The organism is Escherichia sp. KTE52 (assembly GCF_000408325.1).
Taxonomy (GTDB): domain Bacteria; phylum Pseudomonadota; class Gammaproteobacteria; order Enterobacterales; family Enterobacteriaceae; genus Escherichia; species Escherichia marmotae.
Genome location: NZ_KE138680.1, coordinates 1,297,365 through 1,317,555 on the forward strand (window position 1 = coordinate 1,297,365; position 20,191 = coordinate 1,317,555).

General features: G+C 50.4%; 18 protein-coding genes and 3 pseudogenes. 12 read left to right on the top strand and 9 right to left on the bottom strand.

Annotated elements, in window-relative coordinates; translation table 11 throughout:
- Positions 1 to 1,579: ESPR-type extended signal peptide-containing protein (locus A1SC_RS05505; protein WP_016262728.1), on the bottom strand; the 1,579-nt coding region annotated here is incomplete at its 3' end.
- Positions 1,580 to 1,622: 43 nt separating this feature from the next.
- Positions 1,623 to 2,270: a SadB/YajI family lipoprotein gene (locus tag A1SC_RS05500; protein WP_372339981.1), complete on the bottom strand. Its 648-nt coding sequence runs from the start codon at positions 2,268 to 2,270 to the stop codon at positions 1,623 to 1,625.
- Here A1SC_RS05500 and A1SC_RS26260 point away from each other — a divergent pair.
- Positions 2,252 to 2,308 (top strand): lipoprotein, encoded by a 57-nt coding sequence (locus A1SC_RS26260; RefSeq protein WP_225996959.1) that lies wholly within the window; start codon positions 2,252 to 2,254, stop codon positions 2,306 to 2,308. The two genes, A1SC_RS05500 and A1SC_RS26260, sit on opposite strands and share 19 nt — an antisense overlap.
- 545 nt (positions 2,309 to 2,853) lie before the next feature.
- Here the strand turns inward: A1SC_RS26260 and A1SC_RS05495 are convergent.
- Positions 2,854 to 3,216 (bottom strand): YibL family ribosome-associated protein, encoded by a 363-nt coding sequence (locus A1SC_RS05495; protein ID WP_016262730.1) that lies wholly within the window; start codon positions 3,214 to 3,216, stop codon positions 2,854 to 2,856.
- A 267-nt stretch (positions 3,217 to 3,483) separates the two neighbouring features.
- Between A1SC_RS05495 and yibT the strand changes: the two genes are divergently transcribed.
- Positions 3,484 to 3,696 carry a protein YibT gene (gene yibT / locus A1SC_RS05490; protein ID WP_010376448.1) on the top strand — a complete coding sequence of 71 codons (213 nt, stop codon included), beginning with the start codon at positions 3,484 to 3,486 and terminating at the stop codon, positions 3,694 to 3,696.
- Positions 3,697 to 3,707: 11 nt separating this feature from the next.
- On the opposite strand, the gene mtlR is transcribed toward yibT, so the two are convergent.
- The 3 genes from mtlR to mtlA form a co-directional block, all read right to left on the bottom strand.
- Positions 3,708 to 4,295 carry a mannitol operon repressor MtlR gene (mtlR, locus tag A1SC_RS05485; RefSeq protein WP_000228285.1) on the bottom strand — a complete coding sequence of 196 codons (588 nt, stop codon included), beginning with the start codon at positions 4,293 to 4,295 and terminating at the stop codon, positions 3,708 to 3,710.
- Positions 4,295 to 5,443 carry a mannitol-1-phosphate 5-dehydrogenase gene (gene mtlD / locus A1SC_RS05480; protein ID WP_000645402.1) on the bottom strand — a complete coding sequence of 383 codons (1,149 nt, stop codon included), beginning with the start codon at positions 5,441 to 5,443 and terminating at the stop codon, positions 4,295 to 4,297. The genes mtlR and mtlD overlap by 1 nt, the downstream gene beginning before the upstream one ends.
- Before the next feature lie 235 nt (positions 5,444 to 5,678).
- Positions 5,679 to 7,592, bottom strand: a complete 1,914-nt coding sequence (mtlA, locus tag A1SC_RS05475; RefSeq protein ID WP_000093278.1) for a PTS mannitol transporter subunit IICBA — start codon at positions 7,590 to 7,592, stop codon at positions 5,679 to 5,681.
- A gap of 535 nt (positions 7,593 to 8,127) precedes the next feature.
- On the opposite strand from mtlA, the gene A1SC_RS05470 reads away from it, so the two are divergent.
- Positions 8,128 to 8,490, top strand: coding sequence for a DUF3302 domain-containing protein (locus A1SC_RS05470; protein ID WP_001517475.1), 363 nt, complete (start codon positions 8,128 to 8,130; stop codon positions 8,488 to 8,490).
- A gap of 2 nt (positions 8,491 to 8,492) precedes the next feature.
- Complete coding sequence (locus A1SC_RS05465) at positions 8,493 to 9,629, top strand: HlyD family secretion protein (protein WP_001517476.1); 1,137 nt, start codon at positions 8,493 to 8,495, stop codon at positions 9,627 to 9,629.
- A 154-nt stretch (positions 9,630 to 9,783) separates the two neighbouring features.
- Here the strand turns inward: A1SC_RS05465 and A1SC_RS25245 are convergent.
- Positions 9,784 to 9,876, bottom strand: a pseudogene (locus A1SC_RS25245) (AraC family transcriptional regulator); the annotation flags it as partial.
- 26 nt (positions 9,877 to 9,902) lie between these two features.
- On the opposite strand from A1SC_RS25245, the gene A1SC_RS05460 reads away from it, so the two are divergent.
- The 8 genes and pseudogenes from A1SC_RS05460 to A1SC_RS25940 form a co-directional block, all read left to right on the top strand.
- Positions 9,903 to 11,078, top strand: coding sequence for an autotransporter outer membrane beta-barrel domain-containing protein (locus A1SC_RS05460; protein WP_001517477.1), 1,176 nt, complete (start codon positions 9,903 to 9,905; stop codon positions 11,076 to 11,078).
- Positions 11,079 to 11,225: 147 nt separating this feature from the next.
- Complete coding sequence (locus A1SC_RS05455; RefSeq protein WP_001517478.1) at positions 11,226 to 11,834, top strand: glutathione S-transferase; 609 nt, start codon at positions 11,226 to 11,228, stop codon at positions 11,832 to 11,834.
- A 97-nt stretch (positions 11,835 to 11,931) separates the two neighbouring features.
- Complete coding sequence (gene selA / locus A1SC_RS05450) at positions 11,932 to 13,323, top strand: L-seryl-tRNA(Sec) selenium transferase (protein WP_016249401.1); 1,392 nt, start codon at positions 11,932 to 11,934, stop codon at positions 13,321 to 13,323.
- On the top strand, positions 13,320 to 15,164 hold the full coding sequence (gene selB, locus A1SC_RS05445) for a selenocysteine-specific translation elongation factor (RefSeq protein WP_016262731.1): 1,845 nt from the start codon (positions 13,320 to 13,322) through the stop codon (positions 15,162 to 15,164). The genes selA and selB overlap by 4 nt, the downstream gene beginning before the upstream one ends.
- A 188-nt stretch (positions 15,165 to 15,352) precedes the next feature.
- A complete protein-coding gene (gene yiaY / locus A1SC_RS05440) occupies positions 15,353 to 16,504 on the top strand; it encodes an L-threonine dehydrogenase (RefSeq protein WP_000741511.1) in 1,152 nt (383 codons plus the stop codon).
- A gap of 165 nt (positions 16,505 to 16,669) precedes the next feature.
- On the top strand, positions 16,670 to 18,208 hold the full coding sequence (gene aldB, locus A1SC_RS05435; RefSeq protein ID WP_016262732.1) for an aldehyde dehydrogenase AldB: 1,539 nt from the start codon (positions 16,670 to 16,672) through the stop codon (positions 18,206 to 18,208).
- A 361-nt stretch (positions 18,209 to 18,569) separates the two neighbouring features.
- Positions 18,570 to 18,767: pseudogene (locus A1SC_RS0122320) on the top strand (type II toxin-antitoxin system HicB family antitoxin); the annotation flags it as partial.
- A pseudogene (locus tag A1SC_RS25940) lies at positions 18,748 to 18,840 on the top strand (MipA/OmpV family protein); the annotation flags it as partial. The pseudogenes A1SC_RS0122320 and A1SC_RS25940, both read left to right, overlap by 20 nt.
- A 94-nt stretch (positions 18,841 to 18,934) precedes the next feature.
- Here A1SC_RS25940 and rhaM read toward each other — a convergent pair.
- Together rhaM and rhaD are read right to left on the bottom strand one after the other, a co-directional pair.
- Positions 18,935 to 19,249, bottom strand: a complete 315-nt coding sequence (gene rhaM / locus A1SC_RS05430; protein WP_000619483.1) for an L-rhamnose mutarotase — start codon at positions 19,247 to 19,249, stop codon at positions 18,935 to 18,937.
- 9 nt (positions 19,250 to 19,258) lie between these two features.
- Entirely contained in the window at positions 19,259 to 20,083 is an 825-nt protein-coding gene (gene rhaD, locus A1SC_RS05425) for a rhamnulose-1-phosphate aldolase (protein WP_016262733.1), read from the bottom strand.
- Positions 20,084 to 20,191: the final 108 nt, after the last annotated feature.

The following is a 20,191-nucleotide window of genomic DNA, read 5'->3' on the forward strand; positions in this document are numbered from 1 at the left end:
CTGACAGGTCACCGGCCATGACGTTGGTGATTTTGCTGGTGGTGTTAGTGCCGTGTTTGGCGCTGAATGCCGTACCATTCCACTGCAGGGCATCATCTTCCAGGCCTGTGATTGTGGTGTTGATATCCGCGACATCATTGGTCAGGTTGGTGATGTTGGTGGTGTTGGTGGTTACATTATCGTTGGTGGCTTTCAGTTGCGAGCCGTTGACGGCATCGGTACTGGTGTCTGACAGGCTACCGGCCATGACGTTGGTGATTTTGCTGGTGGTGTTAGTGCCATGTTTGGCGCTGAATGCCGTGCCATTCCACTGCAGGGCATCATCTTCCAGGCCTGTGATTGTGGTGTTGATATCCGCGACATCATTGGTCAGGTTAGTGATGTTGGTGGTGTTGGTGGCAACGTTATCGTTTGTCGTTTTCAGTTGCGAGCCGTTGACGGCATCGGTGCTGGTGTCTGACAGGCTACCGGCCATGACGTTGGTGATTTTGTTGGTGGTGCTGGTGCCGTGTTTGGCACTGAATGCAGTGCCATCCCATAGCAGAGAATCGTCCTTCAGATCTGTCACCGCCGTATTGGTGGTGTTGATTGTCGAATTCACTGCATCAAGAGCATCACCTACATTGTTGTAGGTCCCTGAGGAAATAGTATAGGTTGGCGCATTAACGGTTCCGTCAGCAGCATTCACGCTGGCATTGCCGCCTAACCGGTTTGCTACCGATTGGCTAAGCGCAAAAATCTGCGAGCCATTGACGGCATCGGTACTTGTTTTGTTGATGATGCCTTTATCAACAAATACAATTTTTCGCTGGTCCGTATTGTTACCGACAGAGATAACATTGTCTTCCGCTGCGAGAGCACCCGCACCAAGCGCGACGGAATTATTTCCTGATGTTCTGGCTCCATTACCAAGAGCGGCGCTATCGTTTCCGCTCACAAAGCTGTCCTGCCCCAGTGCGACAGCCCCTGTTCCGTTTGACTGGCTGTTATAGCCCATAGCGACAGAACCGGCTTTGGTCGCCTCACTTGCTTGGCCTATCGCGAGTGAATGCAAGCCATTGGCTTCGCTGTCTTTGCCTATCGCGGTGGCATAATCACCGTTAGCATGAGCGCTATTCCCCAACGCAAGGGAATACTCTTTGGTTGCTTGAGCCGCACTTCCGATTGCAATAGCCCGGCTGCCAGTAGCTACAGTTGCTTGCCCCAACGCTACCGATCTTTCTCCAGACGCATTGCTACTGAAGCCTAATGAGGTTCCCCCCACGCCAGAGAACGCACTTTGCCCTATTGCAACACTTGATGTATTGGATCCTCCACTTGGCCCTGTTTGTGCTGATGTTGCGATGGCTCCAAAACCAATGGCAATCCAGCCATTACTAAGTGGAGTAGCTTCAGCAGATTTACCGCCATCAAGCGCGACTTCTGCATGTGCTCCAGACGACAACAACCCACCGACAACTAACGCAGAAATTAACAGCTTACTGCGCCCGCTCTTCTTCCCACGGCTTTTTGCCGTTTCGCTGGCAACGCTATAACTGCCCGTCGCCGGGTTCCAGATAACTTTAAATATTTTGTTCATTATTGATGCTCTCTATTCCTTGATATAAGCGCAGAAGCCGCATTTATTTTTTGCTTTTTCTCTGTCGGGATTCCGCAGAGTGAAGGTCGTCGAACTGAAGGTTTGCCATATTGATGGCGAGTTTCAGGTATTTCAGATTATTGGGAGATACGCCTTTCAGCGTCAGATTAATGTCTTGCCATTGACCTGGTAATAATTTCAGCGAGGAGTTCATTGAGGTACTGAAAAGTAATTGCTGCCATTTTGTTAAATCTTTAGGATCGGCAGGTTTTTCATTGCCCCATGTAGCATGAAAGCCAATATTTGATACGGGAACGCTTAATAGGTTAACCAGCGAAATACGAATAACGCTGCCATTTTCAACCGCATCGACAGACAGTACCCGACCTGCTAAACCGACAGAGCCGTTATTTAAAATGAAGTATTGGGTTTGTGCTGGGTTAAATTCAGTGAAGATAAATTCGTCCTGTTTGTCTTTGACTGCCTTTACGATGCTGGCAAGAGTTTTGGTACTGCTTATGATGCTATTTTGTTGTTTTTCAATAATTTCAATTTTATTTTTATATTGTTCTTGCTGCTTTTTTAGAGTGTCTATTTGACCTTGTTGCAACGCTTGCTGTTTGGTGAACTCATCAATTGCGTTTACTTTTTCAGTATTGTCACACCCTGTTAATGCGCAGAGTGACGATATTGTTAACACTCTTAGTACTGCTTTCTTCATGTTCATAGGATGAATTCCTTTTCATAATCCTGATGCTTTGATAACTACGTTGTAGTTATTTTTTGTATGAATAATTTAATATTTCATATTCACAATAAAAATTTATGAGAGAGTTTTCGAATTAATGGGTGCTGAGAGTGTGTTATTAAATGTCAAACTATTTTAGTTTGTAGATACTAATAACCTAATCTCGCGAATTTTAATGACCGGTGTCAATTCATGTCAAATGTTTAACGGAGTTAAGGTGAGGAGGGTAAGAAGTTAATATTTGTATGGTAAATGTTTTGTGACGATAAATGTGACACTGGCTGGAAAACATAAATAATTAATCATTGGAATGTAAATAATCATACTTATTATTTATATATAGCTCTTTTATTACGCAGCATATTTTCAGAATTTGACTTGTGATGTTCATGCAGACAGTCGGACAAAATTGAACATGCAATGCTAAGAATGTTAATAATTTTTAGTATTTGAAAGGGGCTCCTGCATGTGCCAGCAGGAGCGAGTAAATCGTGAGAGGCTGTGATTACAGCGACCAGAAAGGAACTTAAAACGCGGTCTTTGAGAACCCTGTCATCTCTTGCAGGCCCATTTCACGGCCCAGCTCTGTCATTGGGTGCACCACCACCAGCCCACGAACACTCTTCTTCAGTTTGCCCATGTCCGCTTGCTCTTTTTTAGTAATCGCACGCTGGAAAGGCATTTTCATCAGCTTTTGTGCTTCTTTGCTGAGTTTTTGGCTGTGAACGTCACGCAGACGAGCAATTTCAGCTTCCAGCGTGGCTTTCTCTTTTTCCAGTTCGGCATATTTGTCTGCGGCTTCAACTAGCGACAGGTCGGCCTGTTGGTGACGGATGGCGTCCAGGCGATCGCTAAGACGTTTAATTTCGTTTTTTTCGACTTCTTTCATGTGATGGCTTCTGATAAAGATAAATTTATAGTCCTAGTATGCGTGACGGGGTGCTTTGTTCACAACCGATGGTATTGTAATAGTTTTGCTGGGTAACCAATTTTGCGTTCAGAAAAGAATGTAATTTATTGATTAATAAAAAGTAATAAGCAAGTGAGGACAAGCGTTGTAGATTTCGCACGTTTTCCTTAATGCCATTTTTACCGGGATCTAAACTAAAATTGGCGGCCGCGCATTCCCGGCGCGGGGTAATTCGGAGATATTATGATGGGCAAAATAGGTGAAAACGTTCCGCTTTTTATCGATAAAGCCGTAGATTTCATGGCATCTAGCCAGGCGTTCCGGGAGTATCTGAATAAACTTCCCCCTCGTAACGCGATCCCGTCCGATATACCTGAGGAAAGCGTGCCGTTATATCTCCAACGCCTGGAATATTATCGTCGGCTTTATCGACCGAAGCAGGTAGAGGGGCAGCAGTAAGCGAGCATTGCTTACTTTTGAAAGGCTTTTTTTAAGCTGATTTTGGAAATCAGCTCTGTCAGTGAAAGGACCATTGTTGATCGCACAGCTTGTTGATAGCGTTGAACTTGCATCGCGTACAAACTGGAGTCTGCTGGTTCAAACTGTGGCGGCGGTGGTAGCGCCGCCACGCAATGCAGTTCGCCAAATGGCCCAAGAATTTCATCATCGGTAAACGCGTACTCGTTGCCGTCGTGGTTCAGCTCTTCCCGCAGTGCCATCAACAGTTCCGCATCTTCGTATTCATGGCGACTGATTACGCCAAGCCCATAAATCAGCTTTAAGCGCACGGACAGATCGCCCAGCGGGCCATTGCCGTCGAGTAACGGTTCTACAGCATACTTCACCGCGTAATCGTCTTTGCGGAATACCTGAAGCACCAGAAGATTCACCGCCTCGGTCAGGAGATCGACGGCGGTAATCAGAAAGCTTCGCACGGTTTTGCCAGCATTCAGACGCTCAAGCACACGGTTTTCAAAGGCCTGGGTTTGTTCCATTGTTGCCTGCATATCTGACAATCTGTTATTCGGGCGCAGGGACCCCTGCGCCTGGTCCACCATTATTGCATTGCGTTATAAGCGGTTACCGCTTCTGTGACAACCTCGCTGTTGGCATCAAGCCCGGAAATCTGTGCCAGCGCAGCCTGCGGCCCTTTGTCGGCAATCAGCGCAGCCAGTTCCTGAGCCTGTGGATCTTCTTCACTGCGGAAGTGCATGGCGGCAGCAATACCCTGAATCAGGTTTTTGTGCGGTAAACCGTACTCCAGCGTACCCAGCAGCGGTTTTACCAGACGATCTCCGGCGCTCAGTTTACGCAGCGGCTGACGGCCTACACGCTCCACATCATCTTTCAGATACGGGTTTTCAAAACGGCCGAGGATTTTCTGGATATACGCAGCATGTTTATCAGCATCAAAACCGTAGCGCTTGATTAGCACCGCGCCGCTTTCTTCCATCGCACCTTTTACCACCGCACGGATTTTCTCATCGAGAATTGCGTCACGAATGGTCTGATGACCCGCCAGTTTTCCGAGGTACGCGGTTATAGCATGGCCCGTATTCAGGGTGAAGAGTTTACGCTCAACAAATGCCATCAGGTTGTCGGTTAGCTCCATACCTGGGATGTTTGGCAGCGCGCCTTTGAATTGAGTTTTATCGACAATCCATTCGCTGAAGGTTTCTACCGTCACTTCCAGCGGATCGTTGGTTGCAGAAGCAGAAGGTGGCACGATGCGGTCAACGGCGGAATCGACAAAGCCAACGTGTTCTTCAACCCACGCTTTTGCTTCTTCCGGCAGGGCATTCATTACATGGCCTTTCAACTGAGTGGTGCCGCGAACCATGTTTTCACACGCGATGATGTTCAGTGGGGATGCATTACCTTGTTCTTTGCGTTTCACCAGCCCTTTAGCAATCGCCGGAGCAATTCGTTCCAGCACGACCGGGCCAACGGCGGTAGTGACTAAATCGACCTGAGCGATTAAATCCACCACGTCATCACCAATACTGCTGACGGCATCAACGCCGGAAACGGTATCGACCTGCTCGGTTTCACCGACCACATGAACCTGGTAGCTATGACGGGCATTCAGGGCATCAAGTACCACCTGATTGACATCGGCAAATGTCAGTTGAATACCCGCATCAGCCAGCAGTTTACCGATAAAGCCACGACCGATGTTACCTGCGCCAAAATGTAATGCTTTCATAGTATTAACCTTCATCAATGTTTTTACCCGAGAGGGCTGGGGTGAGGCATTTCCCTCACCCAAACCCTCTCCATGAGGAGAGGGGCCGAGATATTGCCGGATGCGGCGTAAACGCTTTATCTGGCCTACAAGAACGAGCAAATTCAATAAATTGCACTTTGTTTTGTAGGCCTGATAAGCGTAGCGCATCAGGCAATTAGCCCCACCTTCTCCATGTGGAGAGGGTGGGAATGGGTTACTTACGACCAGCCAACAGTTCCAGCACTTCATCCACGCTGGTGGTGTGTGCCAGACGCTCAATGACGGACTCATCATCCAGCGCGTTGGTCAGGCTGGTGATAACCTGAATGTGCTCGTTGTTACGGGCAGCAATACCAATCACCAGACGGGCAATGTCATCTTCTTCTTCACCGAAGCGCACGCCTTCCGGGTACTGACAGAACACGACGCCAGTTTTCAGCACGCGATCTTTCGCTTCAACCGTACCGTGCGGCACGGCGATAGACTCACCCAGATAGGTCGGGGTCAGTTTTTCACGATCCAGCATTGCCTGTACGTATTCCGGCTCAACGTAACCGCCTTTCACCAGTTGTTCGCCAGCAAAGCGAATAGCTTCTTCTTTAGTTGCCGCTTTACGACCGAGGAAGATGTTCTCCGCGCCCAGTTTGAACAGGTTGGCGTTAGAATCGTCAAAGCTGTCTTTCAGGCTGTCTTTCACTTTCTCTTCGTTTTCAGTATGGCGCTGGGCAGCAACCAGACGTTCGGTCAGGCTGGTGTACAGGCCACTGTCGAGGAAGTTAGTCAGCGAAATATGCTGAGCCTGCGGAACCTGACGCATAGCGCGCTCGGTCAGATCACGGTGAGTGATGACGAGGTCCACATCTGGCGGCAGGTTATTGATCGCGCTGTTAGTGACGGAAATCTGTGACAGACCGGCATCCTGAATTTTCTTACGCAGCACACCTGCGCCCATTGCACTGGAACCCATACCAGCGTCACAGGCAACGATGATTTTACGCACGTGGCTCAGGTCGTTAGTCACATCACCAGCAGACAGCGGAGACGCGCCTTTAGCCTCAGCTTTCATGTCCTGCATACGGCGAGTTGCCGCTTCAATATCGTCTTCCTCTTTCACTTTGCTGGTTTTCAGCAGAATGGCAGAGACAACGAAGGAAACCGCCATTGCCGCACATACACCCGCGATGTTAGCGAAGTAAGCACCTTTTGGCGTCATCGCCAGTACCGCGAGGATAGAACCCGGAGATGCCGGAGAAACCAGACCACCGCCCAGAATAGTCAGCGTAAACACGCCAGTCATACCGCCGAGGATAACGGCGAGGATCAGACGCGGATTCATCAGCACATACGGGAAGTAGATTTCGTGGATACCGCCCAGGAAGTGGATGATTGCCGCACCGCCCGCAGACTGTTTAGCGCTACCACGACCAAAGAACATGTACGCCAGCAGAACGCCCATACCCGGACCCGGGTTTGCTTCAATCAGGAAGAAGATGGATTTGCCCATCTCATGGGACTGCTGAATACCCAGCGGCGAGAAGATACCGTGGTTAATGGCGTTGTTAAGGAACAGGATTTTCGCCGGTTCAACAAAGATAGACGCCAGCGGCAGCATGTCATGGACAACCATGAAGTTAACGCCCGCAGCCAGCATTTTAGACAGGGCTTCAACCAGCGGACCAATCCCCATGAATGCCAGAATCGCGAGGATCATCCCCATGATACCGGCAGAGAAGTTGTTCACCAGCATCTCAAAACCGGATTTGATCTTACCATCTACCCAGCGGTCGAAATGCTTAATGCACCAGCCGCCCAGCGGGCCTGCAATCATAGAACCGAGGAACATCGGCATATCTGCGCCGACGATAACGCCCATGGTGGTGATAGCACCGACCACGCCGCCACGTTCACCACCTACCAACTTACCACCGGTATAACCGATCAGCAGCGGCAGGAGATAAGTGATCATCGGCCCGACCAGCTTCGCCAGCGTTTCGTTCGGTAACCACCCTGTTGGAATAAATAACGCGGTGATGATACCCCACGCGATAAACGCGCCGATATTTGGCATCACCATGTTGCTGAGGAAACGACCAAAGCTTTGCACTTTGATCTTAATATCGGATGACATAAAAACACCCCTTCTTATGTTTGCTGTCGCGCAGGCTGGAAGCCCGAGGTTTTTTGTTAATGTGGCGGCAGAGGTAGCCGGACCTTGTAGATACTGCGAAATCTGGCACTGAATCGGTTAACTGTCCAGTCGACGGTCTTTTGTGTGATATCAATCACATAAATATAGGGGGTAGAGAGGTAATTGACGTGATATTCATCACAAAATACTTGTGTAAAAAAACAACAAGGCGGTGATTTTCGCTAAAAATGGCATTTAAATGTGAGGTTTGTCACGTTTTTTCTTTGATGGTTTGTTGAATCTTTGTGATCTAAATCACAAGATATTTTCTTAAGTCGTTCACCCGGTGTGATCTACGGCATGTTCTGGCTCTGCCTTAAGGCCGTTATGTCACTGAGTAACTCATCACCGCTTAAAATTATTCTTCGGTGTGATGGCGAGAATCGCAAACCCGGATTATTGTCAAATAATCAGCCCGACGCCCATCTGGCTGCCAGCCCATAACAACTCTGATAAGCGTGAATCCGAGGCAGCTATGTTTCTAAACTATTTCGCGTTGGGAGTGCTGATTTTCGTCTTTCTGGTGATCTTTTATGGAATCATCGCGATACATGACATCCCCTATTTGATTGCCAAAAAACGCAACCATCCTCATGCCGACGCCATTCATACCGCAGGGTGGGTCAGCTTATTTACGCTCCACATTATCTGGCCGTTCCTGTGGATCTGGGCCACGCTTTACCAACCGGAGCGCGGCTGGGGGATGCAGTCGCATATTACACCGCAAGAGAAAACGCCTGACCCAGAAATTGCCGCGCTTTCTGATCGCATCTCCCGGCTGGAGCAGCAACTCGCTGCTGAGAAAAAACCTGACTACTCCACGTTTCCGGAGATCTAATCATGGATCTGTTGATTGTCTTAACTTACGTGGCGCTGGCGTGGGCGATATTTAAAATCTTCCGTATTCCGGTGAATCAGTGGACGCTGGCGACGGCGGCGCTCGGTGGCGTGTTTCTGGTGAGTGGTTTGATTTTATTGATGAACTATAACCATCCCTACACCTTTATGGCGCAAAAGGCGGTGATTGCCATCCCCATCACGCCCCAGGTCACAGGGATTGTTACTGAAGTCACGGACAAAAATAATCAGCTTATTCAAAAGGGCGAGGTGCTTTTTAAGCTCGACCCGGTGCGTTATCAGGCGCGGGTAGACCGACTTCAGGCCGACCTGATGACGGCGACACATAATATTAAGACGCTGCAAGCGCAGCTCACTGAAGCGCAGGCTAACACCACTCAGGTTTCAGCAGAGCGCGACCGGCTGTTTAAAAATTATCAACGTTACCTGAAAGGTAGCCAGGCGGCGGTGAATCCGTTTTCGGAACGTGACATCGACGACGCGCGGCAAAATTTTCTCGCCCAGGATGCGTTGGTGAAAGGTTCCGTGGCAGAGCAGGCGCAGATCCAGAGCCAACTCGACAGCATGGTCAACGGCGAGCAGTCGCAGATTGTCAGCTTAAGGGCGCAACTTACCGAAGCGAAATATAACCTTGAGCAGACCATTATTCGTGCACCGAGCAATGGCTATGTTACTCAGGTGCTAATCCGTCCAGGCACTTACGCGGCAGCTTTGCCGCTGCGTCCGGTGATGGTCTTTATCCCTGAGCAAAAACGGCAAATTGTCGCCCAGTTCCGGCAAAACTCGCTGTTGCGTCTGAAACCCGGCGATGATGCGGAAGTGGTATTTAACGCGCTGCCGGGGCAGGTATTCCACGGCAAACTGACCAGTATCTTGCCGGTGGTGCCTGGAGGTTCGTACCAGGCGCAGGGGGTACTGCAATCATTAACGGTCGTGCCTGGAACTGACGGTGTGCTGGGAACCATCGAACTGGACCCTAACGCTGATATTGATGCTTTACCTGATGGTATCTACGCTCAGGTGGCGGTTTACTCCGACCATTTCAGCCATGTTTCAGTGATGCGGAAGGTGCTGCTGAGAATGACCAGTTGGATGCATTATCTTTATTTGGATCATTGAATGTTGGGGTATTGAGTCGCATAAATGTGGTTGAGAGCTAAAAAAGTTGCAAATACAGGACATGAGTATTCGCTGTTCGGCCTGCGAAACTCGTGTCCTTTTTGTCTAGTCCACTGAGCATATAAACGCTCCCCTGATATCAGAAAGTGGACATTTAATTTTTTCTTTTTACCTTGAGAGAAAACTGTTTCGGTGTAATACCAAAGTAACTTTTGAAGTTTCGAATGAAATAAGATGTGCTTGTATATCTGTAAATAGACCCGTTTTAGTTCCATGCATTTTTTGAGAGTCCGGCTAAATATTACGGTTGTTGATAAGTTAATCGCAGAGAACAATATTCTGTATGTGAAGCCGACTAAACCGCTTAACGAAATGTCTGTCGGTGATATTCCGTTGATCACGGCAGAAAATGGAACCAACAATACCCAGGCGTTTAAAACTGTGACTCAACAAATGGGTTTTCACTCAATGACCCCTGATATTGAGGTGGTAAATACTGACAGTGCCACACAGTGGCGTCTGAAAGGATTCGATGTTCAGCGTAATAATGCTGCACTCAGTGAAAGTCAGCGCTTTATGGATATCCGGTACAGAAACTTCCTATCTGAGGTGAATAACCTTAACCGACGTATGGGTGATCTACGCGATACCCAAGGAGAAGCCGGTGCCTGGGCACGGTTTATGACCACTTCTGGTTCAGGTGAGGGGGGATTCTCTGATCGCCACATGCATCTGCAAATTGGTGCCGACAAAAAACATCACTTTGATGGAGGCGATCTTTTTACAGGTATCATGATGACTGTTACTGACAGCAAAGCCAGTGGCGAAAGTTACCAGGGGAAAACCCGCTCTGTAGGCGGCGGTTTATACGCATCCACCCTGTTTGATTCAGGATTGTATATTGATGTGGTCGGAAAATATGTCCACCATCGTGACGATTACACAATGCAAACATTAGGGCTTGGTAAGGCAGACGATACTGCTCACTCCTGGTATTTAGGGGCCGAAACCGGTTGGCGCTATCAGTGGAAACCTGATGTGTTTATTGAACCGCAGGTTGAACTGGTCTACGGCACGTTGTCAGGCAATACCTTTAACTGGCAATACAACGGTATGGATATCAGCATGAAGCGTAAAACGGCAAACCCCTTGATTGGCCGTACTGGTGTGGAATTCGGAAAAACGCTGGATGGTCACGACTGGCAGGTTACAGCGAAGGCAGGTTTAAGTTATCAGTTTGACCTGCGGAATTCTGGCACCACTACTTACCGTGATTTTGCTGGTGAGTCCACCGTGTACAACGGTAAAGATGGTCGTATGTTAGCCAACATTGGGATTGATACGCGCATTAAAGACAATACCCGTATCGGCCTGACCGTTGAGAAATCAGCATTTGGTAAGTACAACGTCGATAATGCTATCAATGCGAATATCCGCTATTCATTCTGATATTTAAAAAGATCGTTTCATTTACAAGGCCCGGTATGTGTACGTATCGGGCCATCTTGTGTTTGTCATCACGCTCATATCAATAACATCTGCCCTTTTTTTTAACCCTGGGTCATACTCATATTTTGTTAACAAAAAGGAAACATAATGAAACTCATCGGTAGCTACACCAGCCCGTTTGTACGCAAACTTTCTATTCTGTTGTTAGAAAAGGGCATTACTTTCGAATTTATCAATGAACTGCCCTATAACGTAGACAACGGCGTGGCGAAATTTAACCCGTTAGGGAAAGTGCCGGTGCTGGTGACCGAAGAGGGCGAATGCTGGTTTGATTCGCCAATCATTGCCGAATATATCGAATTAATGAACGTTGCTCCGGCGATGCTGCCGCGCGATCCGCTAGAGTCGTTGCGAGTGCGTAAGATTGAGGCGTTGGCAGATGGCATTATGGATGCCGGGCTGGCTTCGGTGCGTGAGCAGGCGCGCCCGGCGGCGCAGCAGTCTGAAGATGAGCTGTTACGCCAGCGGGAGAAAATCAACCGCAGTCTGGATGTGCTGGAAGGATATCTGGTCGATGGCACGCTCAAAACCGATACGGTAAATCTGGCGACTATCGCTATTGCCTGTGCCGTCGGGTATCTCAATTTCCGCCGCGTTGCGCCGGGCTGGTGTGTGGACCGCCCACACTTAGTCAAACTGGTCGAGAATCTCTTTAGCCGCGAAAGCTTCGCTCGCACCGAACCGCCAAAGGCTTGATGCGCGATATGTCCTCCAGACACTTCTCACGTTACAATCTGCGGTTATGTTAAACGCCCTTCTCCGTGTGAGAGGGCCTTGATGAGCCTGGTTTCCTATGACAACCGAAACGCGTTCCCTCTATAGTCAGCTTCCCGCTATTGATCGCTTATTGCGTGATAGTTCCTTCCTTTCTTTACGTGATACTTATGGCCACACTCGCGTGGTGGAGTTGCTGCGTCAGATGCTTGACGAAGCGCGAGAAGTAATTCGCGACAGTCAGACGCTACCCGCGTGGTGTGAGAACTGGGCGCAAGAAGTCAATGCCCGACTGGCGAAAGAGGCGCAGAGCGCGCTGCGTCCGGTGATCAACCTGACGGGAACGGTGCTGCATACTAATCTTGGTCGGGCATTGCAGGCGGAAGCGGCGGTGGAAGCTGTTGCGCAAGTTATGCGTTCACCGGTGACGCTGGAATATGATCTGGATGACGCCGGACGTGGGCATCGCGATCGCGCGCTGGCACAGTTGTTGTGCCGCCTTACTGGCGCGGAAGATGCCTGCATCGTCAATAATAATGCGGCGGCGGTGCTGTTAATGCTGGCAGCAACTGCCAGCGGCAAAGAGGTGGTGGTTTCTCGCGGTGAACTGGTGGAGATTGGTGGCTCGTTTCGTATCCCTGACGTAATGCGTCAGGCAGGCTGTACCCTGCATGAAGTAGGAACCACCAACCGTACCCACGCTAATGATTATCGTCAGGCGGTGAATGAAAATACCGCGCTGTTGATGAAGGTGCATACCAGTAACTACAGCATTCAGGGGTTCACCAAAGCGGTAGACGAAGCGGAGTTGGTGGTGCTCGGTAGAGAGCTGGATGTTCCAGTAGTGGCTGATTTAGGCAGCGGTTCGCTGGTCGATCTTAGCCAGTACGGTTTGCCGAAAGAGCCGATGCCACAGGAGTTGATTGCCGCGGGCGTCAGCCTCGTGAGCTTCTCCGGCGACAAGCTGTTAGGCGGGCCACAGGCAGGGATTATCGTCGGTAAAAAAGAGATGATCGCCCGGCTGCAAAGTCACCCGCTGAAGCGTGCATTACGCGCAGATAAAATGACCCTCGCGGCGCTGGAAGCCACGCTGCGTCTTTATTTACACCCTGAGGCTCTGACAGAAAAATTACCGACCCTGCGTCTGCTTACCCGCAGCGCAGAGGTCATTCAAATCCAGGCGCAACGTTTACAGGCTCCCCTTGCCGCACATTACGGCGCGGAGTTTGCGGTACAAGTTATGCCATGCTTGTCGCAGATCGGCAGTGGTTCGCTGCCTGTTGATCGCCTGCCGAGCGCGGCATTAACGTTTACACCTCATGATGGACGCGGTAGCCACCTTGAGGCATTAGCCGCCCGCTGGCGTGAATTGCCGGTGCCAGTGATTGGCCGCATTTACGACGGGCGTCTGTGGCTGGATTTACGCTGCCTTGAAGATGAGCAACGGTTTTTGGAGATGTTGTTGAAATGATTATTGCGACTGCCGGACACGTTGACCACGGCAAAACGACATTATTACAGGCGATTACTGGCGTAAATGCCGACCGTCTGCCGGAAGAAAAAAAGCGCGGTATGACCATCGATCTCGGCTATGCCTACTGGCCGCAGCCGGATGGACGCGTTCCTGGATTTATTGATGTTCCCGGCCATGAAAAGTTTCTTTCCAACATGCTGGCGGGCGTTGGTGGTATCGATCATGCGCTGTTAGTGGTGGCGTGCGATGACGGCGTGATGGCACAGACCCGTGAGCATCTGGCGATTTTGCAGCTTACCGGTAACCCGATGCTGACCGTCGCGCTGACCAAAGCCGATCGCGTGGACGAAGCGCGCGTTGATGAGGTTGAACGCCAGGTAAAGGAGGTGCTGCGGGAATACGGTTTTGCTGAGGCAAAACTGTTTGTCACCGCAGCGACTGAAGGAAGGGGAATTGATGCTCTGCGCGAACATCTGCTTCAGTTGCCGGAACGTGAACACGCCAGTCAGCACAGTTTCCGCCTCGCTATCGACCGTGCTTTTACCGTAAAAGGTGCCGGGCTGGTGGTGACGGGTACGGCGTTAAGTGGGGAAGTGAATGTTGGCGATTCATTATGGTTGACGGGGGTAAATAAACCGATGCGCGTGCGTGCTCTCCATGCGCAAAATCAACCAACAGAAACCGCCCATGCCGGGCAGCGTATTGCGCTTAATATCGCCGGTGATGCGGAGAAAGAACAGATTAATCGAGGCGACTGGCTGCTGGCAGATGTGCCGCCAGATCCGTTCACGCGGGTGATTGTCGAGCTTCAAACCCATACGCCGCTGACCCAGTGGCAGCCGCTGCATATTCACCACGCCGCCAGCCACGTTACGGGGCGTGTTTCGCTGTTGGAAGATAACCTTGCCGAACTGGTGTTCGACACGCCGCTGTGGTTGGCGGATAACGATCGCTTAGTGCTACGCGATATCTCGGCCCGCAATACGCTGGCGGGTGCCCGCGTGGTGATGCTCAACCCGCCGCGCCGCGGTAAACGTAAGCCGGAATATCTGCAATGGCTGGCGTCACTGGCACGGGTGCAGAATGATACCGAAGCGCTGGCTGTTCACCTGGAGCGCGGTGCGGTGAATCTCGCGGATTTTGCATGGGCGCGTCAGCTCAACGGCGAAGGGATGCGCGAATTGCTGCAACAGCCGGGCTATATTCAGGCCGGTTATAGCTTGCTGAATGCACCGGTTGCTGCTCGCTGGCAGCGTAAAATTCTCGACACATTAGCGGCTTATCATGAACAGCATCGCGACGAACCAGGGCCGGGACGCGAACGTCTGCGGCGCATGGCGTTGCCGATGGAAGATGAAGCCCTGGTACTGTTGCTGATTGAAAAGATGCGCGAAAGCGGCGAGATCCACAGCCATCACGGCTGGCTGCATCTGCCGGATCACAAAGCCGGATTTAGCGAAGAGCAGCAGGCTATCTGGCAAAAAGTGGAACCGCTGTTTGGCGACGAGCCGTGGTGGGTACGCGACCTGGCAAAAGAGACGGGAACCGACGAGCAGGCAATGCGCCTGACGCTGCGCCAGGCGGCACAGCAGGGGATAATTACGGCGATCGTCAAAGATCGTTATTATCGCAATGATCGAATTGTCGAGTTTGCCAATATGATCCGTGATCTCGATCAGGAGTGTGGCTCGACCTGCGCGGCGGATTTCCGCGATCGCTTAGGCGTTGGCCGAAAACTGGCGATTCAAATTCTGGAATATTTTGACCGGATTGGCTTTACGCGTCGCCGTGGAAATGATCATTTATTACGTGACGCATTATTATTTCCCGAAAAATAAGGAAATGATTAATTCATAATAAATATGAATTAATACAAAATTCTTATTAATATTAAGGAAGCACGTTGTATTATGAATATAACGTGCTTTTTATTAAAAATATTTTAATAAACGGGAATGTCGATCATATTTTCGAATGAAAATACTTTGTAATCTGCCAGCCCTTTTTACTCTTCCAGGAGTGTTTTATGGCAGCTTCAACCTTTTTTATTCCTTCAGTGAATGTCATCGGTGCTGATTCATTGAATGATGCAATGAATATGATGGCAGAATATGGATTTCGCCGTACATTAATTGTTACTGACAATATGTTAACGAAATTAGGCATGGCGGGTGATGTGCAAAAAGCACTGGAAGAACGCAATATTTTTAGCGTTATTTATGATGGCACCCAGCCGAACCCAACCACGGAAAACGTCGCGGCAGGTTTGAAATTACTAAAAGAAAATAATTGTGATAGCGTGATTTCCTTAGGTGGTGGTTCTCCGCACGACTGCGCAAAAGGTATTGCGCTGGTGGCAGCCAACGGTGGTGATATTCGCGATTACGAAGGCGTTGATCGCTCTGCAAAACCGCAGTTGCCGATGATTGCCATCAATACCACTGCGGGCACTGCGTCTGAAATGACCCGTTTCTGCATCATCACCGACGAAGCGCGTCACATCAAAATGGCGATTGTGGATAAACACGTGACTCCGCTGCTTTCTGTCAATGACTCCTCACTGATGATCGGTATGCCGAAATCACTGACTGCCGCTACCGGGATGGACGCCTTAACGCACGCCATCGAAGCGTATGTTTCTATTGCGGCAACGCCGATCACCGACGCTTGCGCATTGAAAGCAGTGACCATGATTGCCGAAAACCTGCCAGTAGCAGTAGAAGATGGCAGCAACGTTAAAGCGCGTGAAGCAATGGCCTACGCTCAGTTCCTCGCGGGTATGGCGTTCAACAATGCCTCTCTGGGGTATGTTCATGCGATGGCGCACCAGCTAGGCGGTTTCTACAACCTGCCGCACGGCGTATGCAATGCCGTTCTGCTGCCGCATGTTCAGGTGTTCAACAGCAAAGTTGCCGGTGCGCGTCTGCGTGACTGCGCGGCGGCAATGGGCGTGAACGTGACGGGTAAAAACGACGCGGAAGGTGCAGAAGCCTGCATTAACGCTATTCGTGAACTGGCGAAGAAAGTGAATATCCCTGCGGGTCTGCGTGACCTGAACGTAAAAGAGGAAGATTTTGCGGTGCTGGCGACCAATGCCCTGAAAGACGCCTGCGGTTTTACTAACCCGATTCAGGCAACTCACGAAGAAATTATGGCGATTTATCGCGCTGCGATGTAATCACCTTCCCGTAACGGCTGGCAAATTGTCAGCCGTTTTTTATCAACTATCTCTGTAATCCTTGCCCGTAAATTTGTGATTGCCGTCGTAAAGCTATCACCGGCTGGCGAAGATTTCACCAACCATGTCTACCCTTGTTATACCTCACACAGCAAGGAGACTACCATGACCAACAATCCCCCTTCAGCACAGATTAAGCCCGGCGAATATGGTTTCCCCCTCAAGTTAAAAACCCGCTATGACAACTTTATCGGCGGCGAATGGGTCGCGCCCGCCGACGGCGAGTACTACCAGAACCTGACGCCAGTGACCGGGCAGCTTCTGTGCGAAGTGGCGTCTTCGGGCAAACGCGATATTGATCTGGCGCTGGATGCAGCCCATAAAGCGAAAGATAAATGGGCGCATACCTCGGTGCAGGATCGTGCGGCGATTCTGTTTAAGATTGCCGATCGGATGGAGCAAAATCTGGAACTGTTGGCGACGGCAGAAACCTGGGATAACGGCAAGCCCATTCGTGAAACCAGTGCTGCCGATGTGCCGCTGGCAATTGACCATTTCCGCTATTTCGCTTCGTGTATTCGGGCGCAGGAAGGCGGGATCAGTGAAGTGGATAGCGAAACCGTGGCTTATCACTTCCACGAACCGTTAGGTGTGGTGGGGCAAATTATCCCGTGGAACTTCCCGCTGTTGATGGCGAGTTGGAAAATGGCTCCGGCGCTGGCGGCGGGCAACTGTGTGGTGCTGAAACCGGCGCGACTCACTCCACTTTCGGTGCTGCTGCTGATGGAAATCGTGGGTGATTTACTGCCGCCAGGCGTAGTCAACGTGGTCAACGGCGCTGGTGGCGAAATTGGCGAATATCTGGCGACCTCAAAACGCATTGCTAAAGTGGCATTTACCGGCTCAACGGAAGTCGGTCAGCAGATTATGCAGTACGCTACCCAGAACATTATTCCGGTGACGCTGGAGCTGGGCGGTAAATCGCCAAATATATTCTTTGCTGATGTCATGGATGAAGAAGATGCTTTCTTCGACAAGGCGCTGGAGGGCTTTGCATTGTTCGCCTTCAACCAGGGCGAAGTCTGTACCTGTCCGAGTCGTGCTTTAGTGCAGGAGTCTATCTACGAACGCTTTATGGAACGCGCCATCCGTCGTGTTGAAAGCATTCGTAGCGGTAACCCGCTCGACAGCGTGACGCAAATGGGCGCGCAGGTTTCTCACGGACAACTGGAAACCATCCTCAATTACATTGATATCGGTAAAAAAGAGGGTGCGGATGTGCTTACCGGCGGGCGGCGTAAGCTACTGGAAGGGGAACTGAAAGACGGCTACTACCTCGAACCGACGATCCTGTTTGGTCAGAATAATATGCGCGTCTTCCAGGAAGAGATTTTTGGCCCGGTGCTGGCGGTGACGACATTTAAGACGATGGATGAGGCGCTGGAGATTGCCAACGATACGCCATATGGCCTGGGCGCAGGCGTCTGGAGTCGTAACGGCAATCTGGCCTATAAGATGGGGCGCGGCATTCAGGCTGGGCGCGTGTGGACCAACTGTTATCACGCTTACCCGGCACATGCGGCGTTTGGCGGCTACAAGCAGTCGGGTATTGGGCGTGAAACCCACAAGATGATGCTTGATCATTACCAGCAAACCAAGTGCCTGCTGGTGAGCTACTCGGATAAACCGTTGGGGCTGTTCTGATGTAAGAAGCGGGTCGCATCGGGTATTCATTGCCTGATGCGACGCTTACGCGTCTTATCATGCCTACATGGCTCATGCAATATATTGAATTTGCATGATTTTGTAGGCCGGATAAGGCGTTCACGCCGCATCCGGCATAAGCAACGCGCACGTTATCACTATCTGCGACGCTTGCGCGTCTTATCGGTTCAAATGTTTACGTCTTGAATAGCTGAATATTTATTGAACTAAATTGCGAGTATCCTCGCATCTTTTCAACAAGTTACTGCACACCATTATTCTTCTTCCGAGCGACATTCCTGAGTCAACTTTATCCACCTGACGGCCTATATAAATCGCGCTATCGTGATTGCTACCAAAACATCTGGCTCAGCGGGTGCAGGACTTTATTGGCGGGCAATGGCTGCTGGTAGATATCAATATGAATCAGTTCGAAGGTCGGGCTGAACGAATCAATATTACAATGCCGAAAGGGTTACTGAACAAGATTGATACCTACGTGCGCAATCATCCTGATTACGCCAGCAGAAGTGCGTTTCTGGCCGAAGCTGCCGGACGAGATTACCGACAGCCCAATGATCGATCGTTATGAGAGTTTTATGTTTGTCACTGGTGTGAGCTGGCGTTTTTAATTGACCAGGGAGATGTTGGATAAATTGCGTTAGCAAAATCTATATTAATCAGTTGTAATTACGGTGTCGGAGGGGTATCCGGCACCGCAATGGATTACGGCAGATAAAACACTTCTTGTAGCTCGCTACTGATCGGGCTGTTATTCGGATTAGCGGGCATAACGTCAGTCATATATTTCCACCAACGTTGGCAAACGTCAGTGCTGGCAACCGCATTCCAGCGTTCTTCAGATTCAATTTCCACGCTGGCAAACAGCAAATTTCGCGCTTTATCGAGATAGATAGCGTAGTTATGCGCGCCGTGAGATTTCAATACCGCTTCCAGTTCCGGCCAGATCGGGTTATGCCGACGTTGATACTCGTCGTGGGCGTCGGGGTTTACCTGCATAACAAAGGCTTTGCGGATCATGTTTACTCCTTACAGCGCCAGCGCGCTAGCCAGTGGCGTAACGCCGAAACGTTTGCCGAGGGCTATCAACTCCTCACGACCGATGGTCTGTTTCATGCCGCCCATCGAATACACTTTTACCAACACTTCCGCCGATTTTTCTGCGGTATCGATCAGGCCAAACGCTTCGTCCAGCGTCGGACCGCTGCCGAAGACGCCGTGGAATGGCCAGAGTACCAGTGAATGTTTTTGCATTTCTTGCGCGGTGGCCTGGCCGATTTCGTCCGTGCCTGGCACCATCCACGGCAGAATGCCGACACCATCCGGGAATACCACCAGGCACTCGGTGCTGCCTTCCCACAGTTGGCGGGTGAAAACCGCCGTGTCGTTTTCCAGCACATAGGTGAGGGCGATGAGGTTGGTGGCATGGCAGTGCATGATCACCCGATCTTTACCGTTGGTGGTTTTAATGCGTTCGCAGTGGGAGAGGAAATGAGCCGGAAGTTCGGAGGTCGGAACGGCTTCGTTGGTTAGCCCCCAGAGAATGTGGTAGCCCGCACCGTCACTGTCGACTTTTACGATGCCTAAATTGGCAGCGGGATCGAGCTGGACGTTACGGAAGAATTTGCCGGAACCGGTGACGATAAACGGTGTATTTGCCAGTAAAGGCATTGGCTGACTGAGCGGGATATAGCGCGGTTGTGGATGGAAATTGTCGTGATAAGGCGCGATATCGGCGTCATCCAGGCGCAGCGTCAGGTTGCCGCCGTTGCGCTCGTCCCAACCTTTCAGCCAGGCATCGGTGGTGGCTTTGATCATTCCCTGGACAAACCAGGACTGGGTAATGTTTTGCATGTTCTGTGTTCCTGTAAATTCGGTGTTGTCGGATGCACGACCTGTAGGCCGGATAAGGCACCTGTGCCGCATCCGGCACTCAATGCCTGATACGTCTTATCAGGCATA